The 19,455-nt window shown below is 68.2% G+C and carries 19 protein-coding genes; 11 read left to right on the top strand and 8 right to left on the bottom strand.

Going from position 1 to position 19,455, the window contains the following annotated elements; all coding sequences use genetic code 11:
- Positions 1-197: 197 nt before the first annotated feature.
- The 3 genes from VVD47_RS12045 to VVD47_RS12035 all read left to right on the top strand — a co-directional run bounded on the left by VVD47_RS12045 (position 198) and on the right by VVD47_RS12035 (position 2,182).
- Positions 198-776 (top strand): DUF3455 domain-containing protein, encoded by a 579-nt coding sequence (locus tag VVD47_RS12045; protein ID WP_327603710.1) that lies wholly within the window; start codon positions 198-200, stop codon positions 774-776.
- A 75-nt stretch (positions 777-851) separates the two neighbouring features.
- Positions 852-1,421, top strand: a complete 570-nt coding sequence (locus VVD47_RS12040) for a sigma-70 family RNA polymerase sigma factor (protein ID WP_327603709.1) — start codon at positions 852-854, stop codon at positions 1,419-1,421.
- The gene (locus VVD47_RS12035; protein WP_327603708.1) at positions 1,418-2,182 is read left to right on the top strand and encodes an anti-sigma factor; all 765 of its coding nucleotides are present in this window, start codon (positions 1,418-1,420) and stop codon (positions 2,180-2,182) included. Before VVD47_RS12040 ends, VVD47_RS12035 begins: the two co-directional genes overlap by 4 nt.
- Positions 2,183-2,201: 19 nt before the next feature.
- On the opposite strand, the gene VVD47_RS12030 is transcribed toward VVD47_RS12035, so the two are convergent.
- From VVD47_RS12030 to VVD47_RS12020, 3 genes are read right to left on the bottom strand one after another with little or no spacing between them, the layout of a single operon-like run.
- The gene (locus VVD47_RS12030) at positions 2,202-3,479 is read right to left on the bottom strand and encodes a cyclopropane-fatty-acyl-phospholipid synthase family protein (RefSeq protein WP_327603707.1); all 1,278 of its coding nucleotides are present in this window, start codon (positions 3,477-3,479) and stop codon (positions 2,202-2,204) included.
- 4 nt (positions 3,480-3,483) lie between these two features.
- Positions 3,484-4,284 carry a DUF1365 domain-containing protein gene (locus tag VVD47_RS12025; RefSeq protein WP_327603706.1) on the bottom strand — a complete coding sequence of 267 codons (801 nt, stop codon included), beginning with the start codon at positions 4,282-4,284 and terminating at the stop codon, positions 3,484-3,486.
- A complete protein-coding gene (locus VVD47_RS12020) occupies positions 4,281-5,636 on the bottom strand; it encodes an NAD(P)/FAD-dependent oxidoreductase (RefSeq protein WP_327603705.1) in 1,356 nt (451 codons plus the stop codon). The genes VVD47_RS12025 and VVD47_RS12020 overlap by 4 nt, the downstream gene beginning before the upstream one ends.
- A 227-nt stretch (positions 5,637-5,863) precedes the next feature.
- On the opposite strand from VVD47_RS12020, the gene VVD47_RS12015 reads away from it, so the two are divergent.
- Complete coding sequence (locus VVD47_RS12015; protein WP_327603704.1) at positions 5,864-6,469, top strand: sigma-70 family RNA polymerase sigma factor; 606 nt, start codon at positions 5,864-5,866, stop codon at positions 6,467-6,469.
- Positions 6,466-7,125 (top strand): ChrR family anti-sigma-E factor, encoded by a 660-nt coding sequence (locus VVD47_RS12010; protein ID WP_327603703.1) that lies wholly within the window; start codon positions 6,466-6,468, stop codon positions 7,123-7,125. The genes VVD47_RS12015 and VVD47_RS12010 overlap by 4 nt, the downstream gene beginning before the upstream one ends.
- Positions 7,126-7,150: 25 nt before the next feature.
- Here the strand turns inward: VVD47_RS12010 and VVD47_RS12005 are convergent, their stop codons facing one another.
- From VVD47_RS12005 to VVD47_RS11990, 4 genes are read right to left on the bottom strand one after another with little or no spacing between them, the layout of a single operon-like run.
- On the bottom strand, positions 7,151-7,552 hold the full coding sequence (locus tag VVD47_RS12005; protein WP_327603702.1) for a DUF2177 family protein: 402 nt from the start codon (positions 7,550-7,552) through the stop codon (positions 7,151-7,153).
- Positions 7,553-7,576: 24 nt separating this feature from the next.
- Positions 7,577-8,251 (bottom strand): DUF6134 family protein, encoded by a 675-nt coding sequence (locus VVD47_RS12000; protein ID WP_327603701.1) that lies wholly within the window; start codon positions 8,249-8,251, stop codon positions 7,577-7,579.
- Positions 8,248-9,057, bottom strand: coding sequence for a DUF1295 domain-containing protein (locus VVD47_RS11995; RefSeq protein WP_327603700.1), 810 nt, complete (start codon positions 9,055-9,057; stop codon positions 8,248-8,250). The genes VVD47_RS12000 and VVD47_RS11995 overlap by 4 nt, the downstream gene beginning before the upstream one ends.
- Positions 9,058-9,068: 11 nt before the next feature.
- Positions 9,069-10,106, bottom strand: a complete 1,038-nt coding sequence (locus VVD47_RS11990) for an SAM-dependent methyltransferase (RefSeq protein ID WP_327603699.1) — start codon at positions 10,104-10,106, stop codon at positions 9,069-9,071.
- A 183-nt stretch (positions 10,107-10,289) separates the two neighbouring features.
- Here VVD47_RS11990 and VVD47_RS11985 point away from each other — a divergent pair, with 183 nt between their 5' ends.
- From VVD47_RS11985 to VVD47_RS11970, 4 genes are all read left to right on the top strand, one after another.
- The gene (locus VVD47_RS11985; RefSeq protein WP_327603698.1) at positions 10,290-11,030 is read left to right on the top strand and encodes a response regulator; all 741 of its coding nucleotides are present in this window, start codon (positions 10,290-10,292) and stop codon (positions 11,028-11,030) included.
- Between the two features lie 69 nt (positions 11,031-11,099).
- Positions 11,100-14,285 (top strand): PAS domain-containing protein, encoded by a 3,186-nt coding sequence (locus VVD47_RS11980; RefSeq protein WP_327603697.1) that lies wholly within the window; start codon positions 11,100-11,102, stop codon positions 14,283-14,285.
- Between the two features lie 179 nt (positions 14,286-14,464).
- Positions 14,465-14,749 carry a XapX domain-containing protein gene (locus tag VVD47_RS11975; protein ID WP_327603696.1) on the top strand — a complete coding sequence of 95 codons (285 nt, stop codon included), beginning with the start codon at positions 14,465-14,467 and terminating at the stop codon, positions 14,747-14,749.
- A 428-nt stretch (positions 14,750-15,177) separates the two neighbouring features.
- Positions 15,178-16,347 carry an MFS transporter gene (locus VVD47_RS11970; RefSeq protein ID WP_327604646.1) on the top strand — a complete coding sequence of 390 codons (1,170 nt, stop codon included), beginning with the start codon at positions 15,178-15,180 and terminating at the stop codon, positions 16,345-16,347.
- 8 nt (positions 16,348-16,355) lie between these two features.
- Here the strand turns inward: VVD47_RS11970 and VVD47_RS11965 are convergent, their stop codons facing one another.
- Positions 16,356-17,072 (bottom strand): hypothetical protein, encoded by a 717-nt coding sequence (locus tag VVD47_RS11965; protein WP_327603695.1) that lies wholly within the window; start codon positions 17,070-17,072, stop codon positions 16,356-16,358.
- Between the two features lie 512 nt (positions 17,073-17,584).
- Between VVD47_RS11965 and VVD47_RS11960 the strand changes: the two genes are divergently transcribed.
- Together VVD47_RS11960 and VVD47_RS11955 are read left to right on the top strand one after the other, a co-directional pair.
- Positions 17,585-19,051 carry a sensor histidine kinase gene (locus VVD47_RS11960; protein ID WP_327603694.1) on the top strand — a complete coding sequence of 489 codons (1,467 nt, stop codon included), beginning with the start codon at positions 17,585-17,587 and terminating at the stop codon, positions 19,049-19,051.
- Positions 19,052-19,057: 6 nt separating this feature from the next.
- A complete protein-coding gene (locus VVD47_RS11955; protein WP_327603693.1) occupies positions 19,058-19,438 on the top strand; it encodes a response regulator transcription factor in 381 nt (126 codons plus the stop codon).
- Positions 19,439-19,455 lie beyond the last annotated feature (17 nt).

Here is a 19,455-nt window from a genome sequence, read left to right as displayed (position 1 = left end):
AGCGACTATAGCCTCGATCGGCCTTGGTCGCGCTCCCCACGACGTGCGCAGCGCACCGGCGCGTCGACGCAGAAAAATTTCTGCCAGCCTGCATCCAGTCGGCGCCGTGGCGGGTAGAGCACGTAGCAGCCCTCTTCGCTGCGCAGCCATCGCGGTTGTTCCCTTCGCGACCGACTCTTCCATACAGGAGAAAAACCATGTCGACCACCGCCATCCGCAACACCAACGTCCTCCCGCTCCTTCTGGCCGTACCGGCCATCGCCCTGCTGGGCGCCTGCAGCAGCATGTCCGGCCCGCACGCCATGCCGGCGTTTTCCCAGTCCGGCCTGCCGGCCACGATCCAGGTGCCGGCGGGTAACCGCGTGGCCTGGGAAACCGTGGGCGCCGGCGACATCACCTACGAGTGTCGCGACAAGGCCAACGCCCCCGGCCAGACCGAATGGGTGTTCGTCGGGCCGGACGCCAGGCTGATGGACCGCCACGGCAAGCAGGTCGGCAAGTACTACGGCCCGCCCGCCACCTGGGAGGCCATGGACGGATCGAAGCTCACCGGCACGCAGCTGGCCGTGGCACCGTCCAGCCCCAGCGCGCTGCCGTACCAGCTGGTGAAGGCCAACCCGGCGATGGGCAAGGGCGCCCTCGAAGGCGTGACCTACATCCAGCGCGTGGCCCTGCAGGGTGGCGTCGCGCCGGCGATGGCCTGCACCGCCGCCAACAAGGGGCAGAAGCAGGTCGTGAAGTACCAGGCCGACTACATCTTCTGGAAGGCTTCCTGATCCCGGGCCTGGTACGGGCGCTCACCGCGCGGGGTAGGATGCGTGCTCCACCACCCCGCGCCGCACGCCCCGTCCTTGTCTGATTTCCACGCCGACGCCTTCGATCACGACGCCGCGTTGCAGGCCTGTGCCCGCGGTGACCAGCAGGCCTTGCAGCGACTGTACGAGCGCGAGCATCGCTACCTGTTCGGCGTCGCCTTGCGCATCGTGCGCCAGCGGCAGGTCGCCGAGGACGTGCTGCACGATGCCTTCGTCAGCATCTGGCAGCGCGCCGCGAGCTTCGACCCGGCGCGTGGCGCCGGCCGTGGCTGGATGTTCACGGTGGTGCGGCATGCGGCACTCAACCGCATGCGCAGCGCCTCGCGCGAAGTGAGCCTCGACGATGACGAGGTGCCGTCCGATGGCGAGGGCGGCCTGCCTGCAGGTGACGCCATGACGGACGACCCGTTCGTGCATCGCGCCATGCTGGGCAGGCTGGGCGACTGCCTGTCGGCGCTGGAGCCTGCGCGGCGCGACTGCGTGCTCCTGGCCTACGTGGAAGGCTGCAGCCATGGCGAGATTGCCGAACGGACCCGCACCCCGCTGGGCACCGTCAAGGCCTGGATACAGCGCAGCCTGCGCGCCTTGCGGGAGTGCATGGGATGACGCCACAGAACCCGCCCCGCGATGACATGCACCACGACGGCAGCCCGGACGAGCTGCTCGCCGGCGAGTACGTACTGGGCACGCTGTCGGCCGAGGCCCGCGCACAGGTCGAGGCGCGCCTGGCGCATGACGTGCCGCTGCGCGCGGCCGTCGACGCATGGGAAGCGCGCCTGCTGCCGCTCACCGCACTGGCCCCGGCGGACGAACCGTCGGCGGACCTGTGGCCGCGCATTGCGCGCAGCCTGCACATCGCTGGCGCCCGCGCCGCCGGCCCCGCCGCGAAGCCCGCGGCGAGGGCGGATGGCTGGCAGCGCTGGTGGAACAGCCTCGCGCTATGGCGCGGCCTCGCCACCGGCGCAGTGGCCGTTGCCTTGCTGCTGGCGGTGGCGCTCGGCTTCCGTTTAGGCGCGCCGGCCGGGCCGCAGTACATGGTGGTGCTGGTCGCCCCGCAGGACAAGGCGCCCGGCTGGGTGATACAGGCCAGCAGCCCGCGCGAACTGAGCCTCATCCCGCTGGGCATGACGCCGGTGCCCGCGGCGCGCTCGCTGCAGTTCTGGACCAAGGCCGACGACTGGAGCGGACCGGTGTCGCTCGGCCTGGTGCAGCCCGGGGAGCCGATGCGCGTCCCCATCGACCGCCTGCCGCCGCTGCAGCACAACCAGTTGTTCGAACTCACCCTGGAGCCGGAAAACGGTTCGCCGATCGGCCGCCCGACCGGGCCCATCCTCTACATCGGCCGCGCGGTGCGCGTGCGGGGTTGAGCGCCCGCACAGGGCCGGTTCATGCCGGACGCCGCATCACATACAGGCCGACGTCGACGCGCCGGCTGCGGAAGCCCGCTTCGCAGTAGCACAGGTAGTACTCCCACAGGCGTGCGAACGCAGCATCGAAACCAAGGGCGGCGATCTGCGGCCACGCAGTGCGGAAACGGCGACGCCATTCGACCAGGGTCGCCGCATAGCTGGCCCCGAAGGTCTCGCTGGCCTCCAGTTCCAGGCCAGCGCACGTTGTCTCGCGATGTAGCGCTCCAGGTGACGGCAGCATGCCGCCGGGAAAGATGAAGCGCTGGATGAAGTCCACGTTCTGGCGATAGTGCTCGAAGCGCTCGTCGTCGATGGTGATGGCCTGGATGACGGCGATGCCGCCCGGTTTCAGGCGCTCGTACATCGTGCGGAAGTAGGTCGGCCAGTGGCGTTCGCCAACTGCCTCGATCATCTCGATCGACACGATGCGGTCGTACTGGCCATCCACCGCGCGGTAATCCTGCAGGCGAAGGTCGACGCGCCCTGCCAGGCCCTCGCGCTCAACGCGCTGTTGCGCATGTACGAGCTGTTCGGAGGACAAGGTCAGCCCGGTGACGCGAGCACCACTGGTCTGCGCCAGACTGCAGGCCAGCGCGCCCCAGCCGCAGCCGATCTCCAGCACGTCGACCGGCGCGTCGCCGGCCGGCAGGCGGAGCAGCTCGACGATGCGGCGCAGCTTCTCTGCCTGCGCCTGCTCCAGCGTGTCGTCCGTGCGACGGTAGATGCCGCTGGAATAAATGAGATCGGCGTCCAGCCATTGCCGGTAGAAGTCGTTGCCCAGATCGTAGTGGAAGGCGATGTTGCGCCGGCTGCCGCGCCGGGTGTTGTCGCGACGCAGGTGCATCAGCCGCAGCAGCAGGCGCAGCGGCCACGCAGCAGCAAGCCGGTTGTCCCAGGTGGCGTCGTTGCGGATGCCTGCTTCCAGCAGCGCGGTGAGATCCGGCGTGCTCCAGTCGCCATCGCGATAGGACTCGGCAAGGCCGATGTCGCCGCGCAGCAGCATGCGCCACAGCGGGCGCCAGCGATGCAGGTGGATCGCCGCCTCCGGGCCGTGCGTCGCGCCTTCGCCGTGCAGGCGTTGGCCGTCGGGCAGGCGCAGTTCGATGCGGCCGGCCTGCACGTGGTCTAGCAACTCCCTTGCCAGACGCGTGAGCGAGCGGCCCAGCAGACTGCGCGGTACACGGGGGGCGCGCGATGCGGACTCCGCATCGAACGTGAGGCCGTCGTGCGGCAGGGCGCGTGTTCCAGAATCCATGTGATCAGTTCCCCTCGGGTTCCGCCCGTAGCACGGTGATGGCGACCGGCGCTTCCGCCGGCCGATTGATGACTTTCACGCCCTTCAGCCACAGACGCAGTGCTTCCCAGTGGATGCCGGCGATCACCTTGAAGGTGAGCAGCGGATGGCTGAAGAAGAGACGCAGCAGGTTGGCGTCGTCGAGCGTGCGGCGTGTGGCCCCGTACTCCGCCACCAGCGTGCGGCCGTCGGCATCGTGGACGTCCACCAGCAGCTTCATCAGTGGGCGCGTTGGCGTGGGCGGCAGCACGCGGAAGCGGTACTCCATGTCCAGCTGGAGGAAGGGTGAGACATGGAAGCGCTTGGCGCTGTGCTGGCGCACGGCCTGGCCGCCGCGCTGGCCCTGGGCGACTTCCAGCAGGTACCCGTGCCGTTCGCCAAACGTGTTGTTCACCTCGTACAGGATTGCCCGCAGCGCGCCTTCCGTGTCGTGGCAGAAGTACACGCTGAGGGGATTAAAGACGTAACCCATCACGCGCGGCATGGCGAACAGCAGAATGCGCCCGTCATGCGGCAGACCGGCTTCGCGCAGACGGCCGCGCACCCAGTCGCTCAGGCCTGTGTTGTCGCCCGCTCCGTGGTCCCGCTCGTGAAAACTGAACAGGTTGAAGCGGTTGAGCGAGAACAGACGCAGCGGTGCCGCCGTGGCCGGTAGTGCGTCAAGGTCCAACAGCACGGAGTACATGCGATAGCGCAACAGGTGGCGCCTTGGCCGCAGGCGCAGATGCATCAGCGAGCCGGCGTAGAGGGCAGAGGCCTGTGTCATGGTTGTGCCATGGCCGCAACCGGCAAGGGGATGCGACCGGATTCGTTGGCGACGGACCACGGACGGCGCACGCCGCCCAGGGCTTCGGCAACGGCCAGACCCGCCTGCAGGCCATCTTCGTGGAAGCCGGCGCCGAAGTAAGCGCCACAGAACCAGGTGCGCTGGCGTCCCTGCAACGACCATAGCTGCTGCTGCGCGTCCAGCGCGGTGGTGTCAAATAGTGGATGTGTGTAGTGCTCCCTGTGCCAGACGCGTTCCGCCGCGGGCTCGCGCACCGGGTTCAGGGTGACGAAGAAGGGCTGCTGCTGAGGCAGGCCCTGCAGGAGGTTCATCCAGTAGGTGACACACAGGTCGTCGTCCTGGCCGGCGTCGCGCCGGCTGGAGAGGTAGTTCCAGCTCGACCACACCTGGCGACGCCGCGGCATGAGGGCAGGATCGGAATGCAGCACCGCCCGGTTGTCGCTGTAGGCGAAGGCACCCAGCAACGCGCGCTCTTCTGTCGTGGGCTGGTCGAGCAGGCGCAAGGCTTCGTCGGCATGCGTGGCGACCACGGCGTGGTCGAAGCGCTGCGTACCGGCGGCGGTGGCGACGCTGACGCCCCGCGGATCGCGCTGCACCGACAACACACGCTCGCACAGGCGCACGCCATCGCCCAATGCCGAGCTCATGCGCTGCACGTATTCGCGGCTGCCACCGACGACGGTGCGCCAGGGCGGGCGCCCGCTCAGCTTCAGCAGGTTGTGGTTCTCGCAGAAGCGGACGAAGGCGGCCACCGGATAGCGTCCGATGTCCGTGGCCGGCGCCGACCAGATGGCCGCCGCCATCGGGTACAGGTGATCATGGCGGAAGGCGGCGCCATAACCGCGCTGGTCCAGGTATTCGTCCAGCGACAGGTGCCCGCACTGTGTAGCTTCGCCCGGTGCCTGCCGATAGAAGCGGACCAATTCCACCAGCATTGACCAGAAGCGGGGGCTGAACAGGTTGCGACGCTGGGCGAACAGGCCGTTGAGGTCGGTACCCGCATACTCCAGCGCGCCGTCGCCGAGGCTGACCGCGAAGCTCATGTCGGTCGCGCGCGTCTGCACGCCGAGGTGGCTGAACAGCGCGTGCAGGTTCGGGTAGGTCGCCTCGTTGTAGACGATGAAGCCTGTATCCACCGGCACTTCCGCCTGGCGGGGATCACGTACCACCACGGTATTGCTGTGACCGCCGGCGCGCCAGGCGGCTTCGAACAGCGTCACCCGATGACGGCGGGACAGCAGCCAGGCCGCGGACAGGCCGGAGATGCCACTGCCAATGACCGCAATGTCCTGGACCGCGTCGGCTCTCCCTCCCTCCCGCAACAGTGTCATCGGCGCATTCAAGCTGGGCCTTCCCCGTGGTGTGTGTCTCGCGCGCGGTCGTCCGCATGCCTTGTGGCCCTTCTACGCGCAAGGCCGGCGCTTGGATCACTGGCATGCACGGTGATCCGCGCGGGCGGGCTTTACGTACAATCGCCATGAACCATCCGCAGCCAGGAATCCCGCCTCGCGAACTGCCCGCGTCCGCCTCCGGCCGGCCGCGGCCGAGCCATCTGACGATGCTGACGCCCACCGACCGCCGGGAAGCCGTGCCCACGCCGGACGCCCTGGCCGACCTGCTGTACGCGGTGAGCGCCTCGCGCGACCACGCCGCGTTCGCTGCGCTGTTCCGCCATTTCGCGCCGCGCATCAAGGCCTACCTGATCCGCGGTGGCGTCGCGCCCGGGCAGGCCGAGGACCTGGCGCAGGAAGCGATGGTGAACGTCTGGCGCAAGGCTGCCTCGTTCGACCGCAGCCGCGCCGCAGCTTCGACCTGGATCTTCACGATCGCGCGCAACCTGCGCATCGACCAGCTGCGCCACGAGCGGGACGCGGTGCCGTCCGCCACCCTGCCGGGGGATGACGCCGACGAGGTGCAGGACATCGTCGACACCGGCGCGCTGCCTTGCGACCACGCGGCCAGCGCGCAGATCGGGCAGGGCGTGCGCGCCGCCATCGACAGCCTGCCGCCGGAGCAGGCGCGTGTGTTGCAGCTTTCCTTTTACGAGGAACAGCCGCACGTCGCCATTGCCGAAGCCCTGGGCATTCCGCTGGGCACCGTGAAATCGCGCATCCGTCTTGCCGTCGGCCAGTTGCGCCAGCGGCTGGAGCACCTGAAATCATGAGCATGCATCATCCCGACGACGATCTCCTGCTGTCGCTCGCGGTCGGCTCGCTGGACCGCGCCAGTGCCATTGTCATCGCTGCGCACCTGGAAGGCTGCACCGACTGCTGCCAGAGGCTGGAGTTGCTGGAGGCAGTGGGCGGCGAGATGCTGGCGGACATCGAGCCGGTGGAGATGGAGGTCGGCGCCTTCAGCCGTACGCTGGAACGTCTCGATCCGCTGCCAGCCCTCCCCACGGCACCGGCGGCCTCTGCACGGCCGCGCCCGGACCTGCCAGCCGGCATGCACTGGCCGCGCAGCCTGGAGGGTTGCGACATCACGCCGTGGAAGCGCCTCGGCCCGGGCATGCGCTGGAGCCGCATCACGGTGCCGGGTGACCCGCAGGCCAACGCCTTCCTGTTGCGCATGGCGGCCGGCATGCAGCTGGCTGCACATACCCACGGCGGCCGCGAGTTGACGCAGGTGCTGTACGGCGCCTTCGATGACGGCCGTGATGTGTGGCGTGCCGGTGATCTGGACGAGACGGACGGGGACGTCCATCACCGCCCGGTGGTCACGGCAGACAGCGAATGCATCTGCCTGGTGGCACTGACCGGCGGCCGCACCCGCTTCGACGGCCTAATCGCGCGCGCACTCGGCGCGTGGATGGGCATCTAGGTAGCAGCGGCGCCGTCAATCAGGTTCAGCGCACCGCGTGCCGCGCCACCATCGCGCTCAGCGCAGTGAGGCAACTTCCCCACACCAGGTCGATCGCCGTGAGCCGCCACGGCCAGCCTTGCAGCGTGGCCTGGTTGGTGAGGTCGTAAGTGCCATAGGCCACCAGTCCGAAGAAGGCAGCGCGCAGGGCACTCACAGCCGCTGCTTCGTCGCGCACGGTCGGCCGCACCGCGAACACCACGACCCCCATCAGGTACAGCGGATAGAAGCATGCCGCTGCCAGCATGTCCGGCTCGGGGGCCAGCAGGAGGCCGAGTGCCGGCTGGTAGAGCCGGCTGCCCATGAATCCGAGCCAGGCGGCATCAAGGGGCAGGAACACGGCGGCGGTGGCGGCGAAGGCGATCATGTAGGGGCGCAGGGATGTCATGGCTGTCGGCTCATCGTGGTGGTTTCAGGGTTGAAGTCGGTAGCTCAGCGCGTGCTTGCCGGACACGAGGGCATCCAGCCCGATCCACTCGCCGCGGTTGTCGTACCAGACTTCCAGCGGCCCCTCCGGCCCCTGCAGTTGCCAACCCGTCGCCGGTACCGGCTGCCCGGCGACGGTCAGCGCGGTGCTACGCCCGGTCGTAATGCTCACGGTGTCGAGTTTGCCGGTCTGTGGATTGAGCAGCCTTGACTGTCTGCGCAGAGCGGGGTGCCAGTAGGCATAGCTGAACGCGCAGCCCGCCACCGTCGAAATCTGCCGTTCCCTGTCGCGTTGCATGGTGATGCGCAGGGCCGTGCCGTCCTGCCGGCCGTCAACGACCGAGACCGTCCCGTCGTCATCCGTCGTCGACGACAGTGCGCTCAGACAGCCCTCGCGCCAGCGCTCGCGGGCTTCGTGCTGATAGCGGTAGACGGTGATGCCGAGAATACGCACGTCATACTCGGCCCGGCTGCTCAGCTGCCATCCGCCGGGCTCGTTGTCCAGGCTGGACAGCAGGAAGCGATGGCGCCCGATGGGTTTGCCGTCGAGCATCACCGCGAAGTCCCATTGCCGCGGCTGGAGGGGTGACTCCTCGCACCGGCTGGCCGGCGCATGGAACACGCTGGCCAGTGCGAGCAGGCAGCACGCGCCGCGGCTCATGTCGATCTGCCGCGCGAGGTCCCGCTACGGCGCGGCCCCGGAATGAAGGCGTTGGTACGTGCCATGTACTCGCGATAGGCCGGCCGCCTCTCGGTGATGTCCTGCTCCAGCAGGCTGACCCCGGACACGCGTAGCAGCAGCACCGTCATCAGCAGCGGGGACAGCAGCGTCCAGTAGTACCCGGTCGCGCAGGCGACCAGGCCGAAGCCCCACCAGGTGCAGGCCTCGCCGAAATAGTTGGGGTGCCGGCTGTAGGCCCACAGACCGCCCTGCATCACCTGGCCACGATGCGCGGGATCGCGCTTGAAAGTCGAGAGCTGTGCATCGGCCACCGTCTCGAAGAGGATGCCGAAGACGGCCAGCGCCATGCCAAACATGTCCACGGTGGTCAGCGGTGCGCGACTGGCGATGCCGGTCAGCAGCGGCGCGCTGATCACCCAGGCGAGCACCGCCTGCAGGCCGAACACCAGGTAGAGGCTACGCCACGTGAAGGCCTTGCCATGACGTTCGCGCATCTGTACGTAGCGACGGTCTTCGCCGTGCCCCCAGTTCCGCCAGGTGATGTAGACGCCGAGCCGCAGGGCCCAGGCCGTCACCAACGCGAGCAGGCAGACGCCGCGCGTGGTGAGCGGCAGGTGGACGACCGTTGCGGTCGTTGCGGCGAGCGCGAAAAACAGCGGCCAGATGCGGTCTGCCAGGCTCGCATCGTGCCGTGCCAGGCTGCACACCCAGCCCATCACCGTCAGCACCAACATGCCAGCCAGCGCCATGGCGGCGCTGTTCCACAAGGAGCTGATGTCATGCATGGCAGCGTGCCTCAGGGTCGCTTCTCGAACAGGTAGTGACTGACCCACCAGCGCTGCCCTTCGTCAAAGCCGAACAGCTCGGCCACCGACATGAAGAACAGGCGCCAGCGCATCCACCAGCGTTCGGCGTCCTGTCCGTAGGTGGCGGCGAACAGCGGCGCCATCTCGTCGCGCCGCTCATCCATGCGCGTCAGCCAGGCCTCGGCGGTCTGCTGGTAGTGACGGCCATCCCAGCGCCAGCGCTGCAGCAGACGCAGGTCGTCCTGGCAACGCAGCGCCAGGTCGTCGCTCGGCATCATGCCGCCCGAGAAGAAATGGCTGCTCATCCAGTCGCTGGCATCACGCTCGACGAATGCGTACGGTGCGCCACCGTGCGCGAACACGTGCATGAAGAAGTGGCCACCCGGTACCAGCCAGCCGGCGACGCGCCGGAATGCAGTCGGCCAGTTGCGAAGATGCTCGAACATCTCCACTGAAACGACGCGGTCGAAGCGCTCCGGCGTGTCGAAGTGGTTGAAGTCCTGCGTGATGACCTGCAGGTTGCTGAGCCCGCGATGGCGCGCCAGTTCCTCGATGGCGAGGCGCTGCGACACGCTGTTGGACACGGCGGTGATCTGCGAATGCGGGTAGTTCTCCGCCATCCACAGGCTCAGCGAGCCCCAGCCGCAACCGAGTTCCAGGACGCGCTGGCCGTCCGCCAGCCCGGCCCGCTCACAGGTTGCGCGCAGGGCGGCAGCCTCGGCGTCGTCGAGCGTGCGGGTGGAGGCGTCCCACAAGCAGCAGCTGTACTTGCGGTGCCAGCCGAGCACGGCGGCGAAAAAGGCCGCCGGCACCTCGTAATGCTGGGCATTAGCTTTCTCCGGCAGTGGCGCCAGCGGTGCCTGCGACAGGTCGGCAAAGAAGACTTCGCCCAGGGCAGCAGCCGCTTCCGCGTCGTCGGCACGGACCTCCGCCAACCGCTCCCGCAGCAGGCGGCGGATGCCCATGCGGACGACGCTGTCGGGCACGAGGCCCTGTTCCACCCAATTCACTGCGCGCGCCATGGCCATCGTCACCCTCCGCCATCATGTGTTTCCTGGTGTACGGATGCGGTACGGGCGTGGATCACCCGGGCGCCGAAAGTGGCGTGGCCGCCGGCAGTGTGTCAGATGACATCTGGTCACGTTTACCGCTTACCTGATGTGTGATTCCATTGCAGCGTCGCAACCCCCTCCAGCCCGGGCAATGGACCCATGAAGCTGCCATCACCCGCCAGCCCCATCCACATCCTCGCCATCGACGACGACGCCCAGATCCGTCAGCTCATCGTCGACTACATGGAGGACAACGGGATCAGCGTCACCGCGCTGCCCGACGGTCGCGACATCGAACACGTGCTGGCCAACCGCCACGTCGACCTGCTGATCGTCGACATCCGCCTGCCCGGCGAGGACGGCATGCAGATCACCCGCCGCCTGCGCGACGACTCCGACGTGCCCATCATCATGCTGACCGGCAAGACTGAAGAGGCCGACCGGGTGCTGGGCCTGGAGCTGGGCGCCGACGACTACCTCACCAAGCCCTTCTCGCCGCGCGAGTTGCTGGCGCGGGTACGTGCGCTGCTGCGCCGGACACGGGGACAGGAGTCGGTGGCGGACGGACTGGCGCGCATCCGCGCCTACCGCTTCGCAGGCTGGGAACTCAACGTGCGCATGCGCAGGCTGACCACGCCGATGGGCGACACCGTGCCGCTCACCAATGCCGAGTTCAACCTGCTGGCCGCCTTCCTGGCGGCGCCGCAGCGCGTGCTGAGCCGCGAGCAGTTGCTGGAGCTGTCACGGCTGCACAACGACGAAGTGTATGACCGCGCCATCGACGTGCAGGTCGGCCGCCTGCGGCGCAAGCTGCGCCCCGGCAAGGAGTACGGCGAACTCATCCGCACCGAGCGCGGCGCGGGCTACGTGTTCGTGGAGCGAACGGAGACGGTGCGCTAGATCCGGCGACAGAACCGGGCAGCGCGGGGGAATGAACCATCGGGATGTAGCCGTCGGCTGGAGCTTCGAATGAAAGGGATCGTCGCGTTTCGCTGGAATTCCGCCACGGGCCGGGTGTTCGTGTCGGACGAGGCGTGGACGCTCATGGACTTGCCGCCGGCCGCACCGCCGACCACGCTGGCCTACCTGTTCCAGCGCGCACTGCCCTTCGACCAGGCGGAGATCGGCACCGTGCTGGCGACGGCCACCCGCGACCACACCGGCTTCGATTACGAGTGGCGCTTCCTCATGCGCGACGAGGCGGTCAAGGTGGTGCGCGTGAGCGCCCAGCCGGTCACCGCGGAGAGCGGCTGCGTCGAGCACGTCGGCCTCATCAACGAAGTGATGGATGCCGGCAACCCGCTGGTGCAGGGCGCCGCCGAGCTGCAGAAGGCGCGTGCCGAGGCCAAGCAGTTCCACCTCACCGTCGACCAGGCGCCGGGCCTGCTGTGGAGCGCGTTGCCCAACGGCTTCGTGGACTTCCTCAACCAGCGCTGGCTGGAGTACACCGGCACGCGCATGGAGGACAGCGCCGGTTGGGGCTGGCAGGTCACCATCCACCCGGACGACCGCTCCACGCTGGTCGGCGCGTGGCAGCGCGTGCTCAGCTCCGCCCGGGCGGGCGAGGCCAAGGCGCGCCTGCGTCGCCATGACGGCAGCTACCGCTGGTTCCTGTTCCGCGCCATGCCCTTCCATGATGCGGAGGGACGCCTGGTCAAGTGGTACGGCCAGAGCATCGACATCGAGGACCTGAAGCGTGCCGAGGACCTGCTGGCCGCCGAGCGCACCGTGCTGGAGATGCTGGCGCGCAGCGCTTCGCTCGAAGCCACGCTGGACGCCACCTGCCGCAGGGTGGACGCGATGCTGCAGGGCTGCACGGCCTCCGTGTGGCTGCTCGACGAGGACGGCAGCACGGTGTCGGACTTCATGGCGCCGGGCCTGCCGCGCGCCTTCATCGACGATCTCAACGCGCTGATCGCGGCCACCGGCAACGGCAAGATGAGCCTGTACGCCGGCCCCTGCGCCACCGCCATCCAGAAGCGCAAGACCATCGTCATTCCGGACATCACCCACAGCAAGGGCTGGCTGGAGTACTGCGAGGTGGCCATCCCCTTCGGCTTCAAGGCGGTGGTCTGCGCGCCGATCACCTCCTCGCAGGACGAGATGCTCGGCATGTTCGTGCTGCAGTCGCGCGAGGTCGGCGAGCCGACGCCCTACCAGAGCTCCATCGTCGAGCACTTCACCCATCTCGCCGCGCTGGCCATCGAGCGCAAGCATATGGACCGCGCGCTGGCCGACAGCGAGGAGCGTTTCCGGCGCATGGCGGAAACCACGCCCGACGTCATCTGGATCACCGACCTGCACCCGGAGCGCGTGCTGTACTGCAGCCCCAGCTTCGAGCAGTTGTGGGGCCACACCGTCGAGGAGCTGTACCGCGACGCGCGGCTGTGGACGTCCGTCATCCATCGCGATGACATCGGAATGGTGGTGGAGACCTTCACCCGCGGCATCCACGGCAAGGGCAGCAGCGCCTACAACATCGAGTTCCGCCTGCAGCGCGCCGACGGCAGCATCCGCTGGATCAACGAGCGCGCGGCCTTCATCGCCAACGGCGACGCCTCTCCCCATCGTGTCAGCGGCATCTCCACCGACGTCACCCAGCGCAAACTGGCCGAGGAGGCGCTGCAGGAATCGCAGGAGCGTTTCGCGCTGGCGGTGTCCGCCTCCTCCGATGGCATCTGGGACTGGGACATCCAGCGCGGCACGGTTTTCATGTCGGAGCAGGCGCAGGTCATCTTCGGCATCCCGGTCGGCGAGACGACGCGGCCGCGCGAAGCCTGGCGGCAGGTGTACCGCATGCATCCGGAAGACTTCGAGGCCTACCAGGACCTGCAGGCGCGCTACCTCGCCGGCAAGGTGCCGGATTTCGGCGGCGACTGGCGCCTGATGAACGACGACGGCACCACGCGCTGGGTGCGCCTGCGCGGCCGTTGCCTGCGCGATGCCAGCGGCGCGGCGACCCGCATGATCGGGTCGATCAGCGACATCAACGTGCAGAAGCGCACGGAGTCCGCGCTGCAGCAGGCGCGCCGGCTGGAGGCGATGGGCACGCTGGCCGGCGGCATCGCGCACGACTTCAACAACATTCTCGGCGTCATCCTCGGCTACGGCGAGATGGCCTTGCGCGGCGCCGCCAGCGGCAGCCGCCTGCGCCGCGACCTGGACAACATCATGAGCGCCGGCGAGCGCGGCCGCTCGCTGGTGGACCGCATCCTCGCCTTCAGCCGCAGCGGCAGCATCGAACGCGTGGCGGTGCACGTCGAAGCCGTGGTGCAGGAGTCGCTGGACCTGCTGGAGGCCACCCGCCCGCGCCACATCCGCATCCACCCCGCGCTGGACGCCGGCGTGGCCGCCATGCAGGGCGACCCCACGCAGATCCACCAGGTGGTGATGAACCTCGTCACCAACGCCATGCAGGCCATGCCTGCCGGCGGCACCATCGACGTCACGCTGGGGGTGAGCGACGCCAGCGCCGCGCTCATCATCACCACGGGTGTGCTGCCCCCCGGCCGCTACATCGTGCTGCAGGTCGCCGACACCGGCAGCGGCATCGCGCCGGAGGTGCTGGAGCGCATCTTCGACCCCTTCTTCACCACCAAGGAGGTCGGTGTCGGCTGCGGCCTCGGCCTGTCGCTGGTGCATGGCATCGTGCTGAACGTGGGTGGCGGCATCGACGTGCGCACCGTGCCGGACATGGGCAGCACCTTCGCGGTGTACCTGCCGTGGTGCGGTGAAGCCGAAGCCGGCAGCGTCGACACGCGCGAGCTGTTGCCGCAGGGCCGTGGCGAGCGGGTGTTGCTGGTCGACGACGAGGAAGCCCTGCTGCGCCTCACCGAGGAAACCCTGCAGGAGCTCGGCTACGCCCCCTCGTCCTTCGGCAGCAGCCTGATCGCGCTGGAGGCCTTCCGCCAGGACCCGGCCGGCTTCGATGCCGTGCTGACCGACGAGCGCATGCCGGGCATGACCGGCACCGCGCTGATCGAGCAGGTGCGCCGCATGCGGCCGGAAATCCCGGTGCTGCTGATGAGCGGCTACATCGGCGACCTGGCCGCGCGGCAGTCGGAGGACTTCCCGCCCGACCGCATCCTCAAAAAGCCCCTCGCGCTGGCCGACCTGGCGCACAGCCTGGCGGAAGCGCTGGATCGCGAGGGCTGAGTTCCGCCACACCTGCGCCCGCCAGACGTACTCCCGCGAGAGGCGCGACCGCAGCAGGCTGCATTGCATCTGACATGTGCGCGCACCGCCCTGCCACATTGCGGACAACGACGGATACCAGACTCTCGCCCGATCCGACCGCGCGCCATCCGGCGCCCCGGTCTGCCAGGAGATCCGTCATGAAGATGTACCTGCTGTCACTGGGCGCCGGTGTGCTGGTCGGCGTCATCTACGGCGTGCTCAACGTGCGCTCGCCCGCGCCGCCGGTCATCGCGCTGGTGGGCCTGCTCGGCATCCTGCTGGGCGAGCAGGCGGTGCCGCTGGTCAAGCGCGTGCTGTCGCCGGAGCCACTCAACGTCTCCTGGCTCAGGCGCGAATGCGTGCCCTCGATCTTCGGCCATCTGCCGGTCGGCGAATCGGCGCGCGCCGTGACGAAGCCGGTGGCGCCGTCGAAGTCTGCCTGACACCTCGCACCCTCGGCATCGTTTCCTGGGTCGGCGCGGGCCTTTCCTGACGCGGTCGTCGCGGAGTCGTCGCCTCACGGCCCGCGCTCCGTCGCGACAGGCACATGCCCGCACGTCCGCAGTGCTGCCGTCCGCTCGCCGGTTTCTGGCAATCCGTAGGCAAGGCACTGGCGCCTGTGGCACCGCCGGTGCCGCAATCCTCCTGTTGTATCCCTCCCCGCTGACCGATCCGCGTCCTGCGCCGCTTGTCCGGCACAAGCTCAGGCACACTCCCGCCGTGGCAAGCACGGAAGAGCCGAGCATCGAGCTTCACGTGCTGGCCACCAGGACAACAACAAGGGAAACCAGCCCCGGGAGGCAGCTTGGAAGCACAGGGATCGCAGTGGAGTCTGTTCAGCACAGGGTACGAGCGCCGTGCGTTCTGGACGGTGTACGGTGGCATCGCCGTGGATGCCCTCAGCATCCAGGTGTACGCGTTCGTGCTTCCGGTGCTGATGGCCTTGTGGGGCCTCAGCCATGCACAGGGCGGCATGCTGGCCACTGCCGTGCTCGTCGGGTCCGCGCTCGGTGGCTGGAGTGCCGGCTACTTCGCGGATCGATTCGGGCGCGTCAGGGTGATGAAGCTGACTGTCCTGTGGTTTGCCGCGGCAAGCTGTCTCTGTGGGCTGGCCAGCAACTTCGAACAGCTGTTCGCCGCACGCGTCCTGCAGGGGATCGGCCTTGGCGGCGAGCTCGCGGTCTGCGCGGTGTTTCTCGGCGAGGTGGCGTCCGCGAGGTCGAGGGGCCGGCTGGTCGGGCTGGCGCAGAGCGGCTGGTCGCTCGGATGGGCGATTGCCGCCGCGGCATCGTCGGTGATGCTGTCGCTCCTGCCGCATGAACAGGCGTGGCGCCTGCTCTTCTTCGTCGGGCTGCTGCCCGCGGCAGCGATCTACCTGTTGCGTGGCCGCCTTGTCGAACCAGCCATGTTCCGGGCCCCGCAGACGAAGCTGCGGTGGACCGCCATCTTCTCCGGCAGGAATCTCGCGGCGACGATGAAGGGGACCGTCCTCGCCATCGGCGTGCATGGCGGCTACTGGGGCATCGCCACCTGGTGGCCGTCCGTGCTGCTGGCGGAGCGGGGCCTGACCCTGGTCGGCAGCCTTCCCTACCTTGCCGCCCTCATTGCAGGCTCGTTCCTGGGCTACGTCGCCGGGGCCTGCCTGGGCGACAGGGCCGGTCGTCGCATCACGCTCGGCCTGTTTGCCTTCAGCGGAATCGTGCTGGTGCTGGTCTATGCCCAGCTTCCACTGGCCAGCATGTCCTTCCTGCTGCTCAGCCTTCCGCTCGGCTTCGTCACCACCGGCATGTACGGCATCATCGGCAGCACGCTGGCCGAGCTGTTTCCCACCGAGGCCCGCGGCGCCGGTCATGGCTTCTGCTACAACTGCGGGCGCGGTCTGGCGGGTTTCTCACCGGCCGTGATCGGATGGGCCGCGACTACCTTCGGCGTCACCAACGCGATTGCCCTGTTCGCCGTGGTGGCCTACGGCATGGTGATTGCCGCGGCCCTGCTGCTGTCGGAGACGAAAGGCAAGGATCTGCGGACGCTGCATCCCTGAGCCATCAGCTACCGGCCACCCAGCGGGATCGCCATTCCCGGCCTGCCGGTAATCTCGTCCGAAGACCCGGAGGCCAGCGGCAACCGCTCCTCGATCCATTGCCGGACTTCGGAAAGGGTTCTGCCCTGCTCGTGGGGGCCGAGCAGGTCGCGGAACAGCCCGTGGTAGAGGCGAAGCGTCTTGTCGCCATATACCGCTGTCTTTTCAGCCGGATCGTCACCACGTGATCGCCCCGGATGAGTGCCGGTGCCCCGCGCAACCGGCACCGGCAGGGTGACGTGACTGAACTGGCACTTCCACCGGTCCTGGTCGGGGGTCGAAGCAGCCATCGTCTGCGCCGGGCCATCATCGTCCCGCCGGGGTGGCGCTGCCTGCGGCGAGGCATGGCTCAATCCCCTGATGAAGGTGTCCAGCGCGAAGACGCTGGACACGGCTCCGCCGGGCCGGTCACCGAGCAGATAGACGGGCAGCTGCCCTTCGAGGGCCTTGGCCTGCTGGAGCAGCGTGGCCATGTTGGTCACGTGCTCATGGGTAGTCATTCCGGCGAGGCCGGGCACGGCGTGCTCACCGCTCTCCGCCGGGCCCAGGGTGTAGACGGAGAACCTGCGGGAGGCGAGCTGCTCCGCCAGCCAGGCGCACCGCTCCGCACGCTGGCCGGGCACCTGGCAGATGGCGACGATTGCGCGGGGCGCCGCACGCGGTCGCCAGATCCGCGCATGGATCATGGCGTCGTCCGGACTCCCAGCGCATCCTTCCGCATGGTCCCGTGTGTTCCCCGACGTCATGGTCCGCACCCCCCAACGTTGTCATCTGAAGCCGTGCGATCAATCCGGACCGATGAAGCTTCGTGGCCGCTGCACCGGTCTGTCGCGAATCCCGCCAACACCGAGGGTTGCGCAGAGAGGAAGCGCTCCTGCATGGATGGCATTCCGGCTGCTGGAGTATTGCCGTGGCGGATTGCAGCTTCAACCACCCAAGAGATCACAACACCTATACGTTGGTATAGGTGCGAGGGGGTCACGCGAGTCGGGGGAGGAGAGCGTCCGCGGAGCCTGCGATCAGGCGGGGGGACGTGCGAGGGTGGAGGCGGGGCCGGGCTGAACCAAAGTATAGTTGTCCGGCCCGGTCGGGCCTCCCATGATGAAGCAGGCCCGACGTCGCATTCGTGTGCAGGGGGCCGCGGCTCGCTTGCTGTTCCCACTACTGGTTTGCAACGATCCACAGGACGGCAGGCTCGATGAGCAATCCCCCACTGGCGAAGGCGATTCGCAGCGACTCCCTGGCCCAGCCGCCGCAGCTGGGGCCCATGCCGAAGCGCATGGTGTGGGGGCCGGAGCATGTGTGGCTGGTTGGCTGCACCTTGCTGCTGCTCGCGACGCTGGGCGCGTCGACCACCTGGTTCGCCGAACACGATGGCTTCCGGTCGGAGATCACGCTCCTGTCCCTCATCGCCTTCGTGATCGCCACCGCGTTCGTCATCAAGGGATGGCGGATCGACGCGCAGATGCGTCGTGACATGGTGGAGATGCAACGCCGCTACCAGGACATGTTCGGTCGGGCTGGCGTATCGATCTGGCAGGAGGACTGGTCAGCGGTCGCCGAGGCGATCCAGGCGCTGCGGAAGAACGGCGTCGAGGACATCGTCGGCTGGTACCGGGACCGCCCGGACGAAGCGCGTGCCTTGCACGCCCAGGTACTCATCACCGACGTCAACCTGCATGGTTGCTACCTCATGCGTGCGGACAATCCGTCGCGGCTGATCGGCAAGCTGCACGAGGTCGTGCCGGGCAGCTTCGCGTCGTTCCCCCGGTGGCTGGCGGCGTTCTGCTCGGAAGACAGGGTGTATGTCGGCGAGAACCGCGTCAGGCGGCTGGACGGAGAGGCCTTCGATTGCTACGTGACGGCGGCCATTCCGTCGGACCAGGAAGGCTATCGCCAGATCATGGTGAGCATGCTGGAGATCACCGAGTACAAGCGTGATGCCCAGAAGCTGGCCAAGGCCCAGGAAGACCTGTCCCGGGCGCAGCGTATCGTCACGGCAGGGACGCTGGCGGCCACCCTGGCGCACGAGATCAACTCCCCCCTGGCGGCCGTGGCGGCGAACTCGGCAGCCTGCCTGCGCTGGCTCGACCGGGATCCGCCCGACCTTCGCGAGGCGCGTGACGCCGCACAGGCGGCGGTGAATGCCATCGAGAGGACGCAGACAGTCGTGGCGCACACCAAGTCCTACTTCACGCGTGCCAAGGGCGTGTCGTCGGAAATCGATCTGCGCAGCCTGATCAACGACACCGCCGTCCTGTTCGAGAACGAGGCCATCCGCCATGGCGTCGCGGTCACCTTGCTGGTCGACCACGAGATCAGGGCCCGCTGCAATCCGATCCAGATCCAGCAAGCGCTGGTGAACCTCTGCATCAACTCCATCCAGGCCATGAGCGAATCGGGCCATCCCCGCCTCCTGACCATCCATGCCGGTCGCGACCGCAAGGGCGCCGCCGTCACCGTCACGGACACCGGGCCCGGCATTCCGCCGGCAGTCCTGGAAGAGATCTTCGACCCCTTCTTCTCGACGAAGGGCGACGGCATGGGACTCGGGCTCGCGATCGCGCGGTCCTGCATCGAGGCACATGGCGGATGGGTCGAAGTCAGAAGCGAAGTCGGGGTGGGCACCGAGTTCAAGATCACCTTGCCTGTGGGCACCCCCTGAAGAAGCATGCGAAAGATAATTGCCGTAATCGACGATGACCGGGCCATCCGCAATGGTGTGTCCAGCCTGTTGCGTTCAGCGGGGCTGGACGTCCGCCTCTACGAGAACGCGGAGTCCTTCCTGAACGAGGGCGTGGCGCGCAAGGCCGATGCCGCGATCACCGACATCCAGATGCCAGGCATGAGCGGGCTGGATCTGCAGGAGACCCTGAAGGACCGGCAACCCGACCTTCCGGTGCTGTTCATGACGGCGTTCCCGGAAGATGCCCTGCGCCAACGGGCCATGGCGCGTGGTGCGGTCTGCTTCCTGTCCAAGCCCTTCAACGCGGCGGACCTGCTGTTCTGGATCGAAAAGGCCACGGCCCCTGCAGGGCGTGGCCAGGAGTGAGTGCCATGGCATGCGCG

This window comes from Uliginosibacterium sp. H1, from assembly GCF_036017065.1.
Taxonomy (GTDB): domain Bacteria; phylum Pseudomonadota; class Gammaproteobacteria; order Burkholderiales; family Rhodocyclaceae; genus Uliginosibacterium.
Note: the sequence above shows the minus strand (reverse complement) of the source record. Positions and strands in the feature narration are given on the sequence as shown.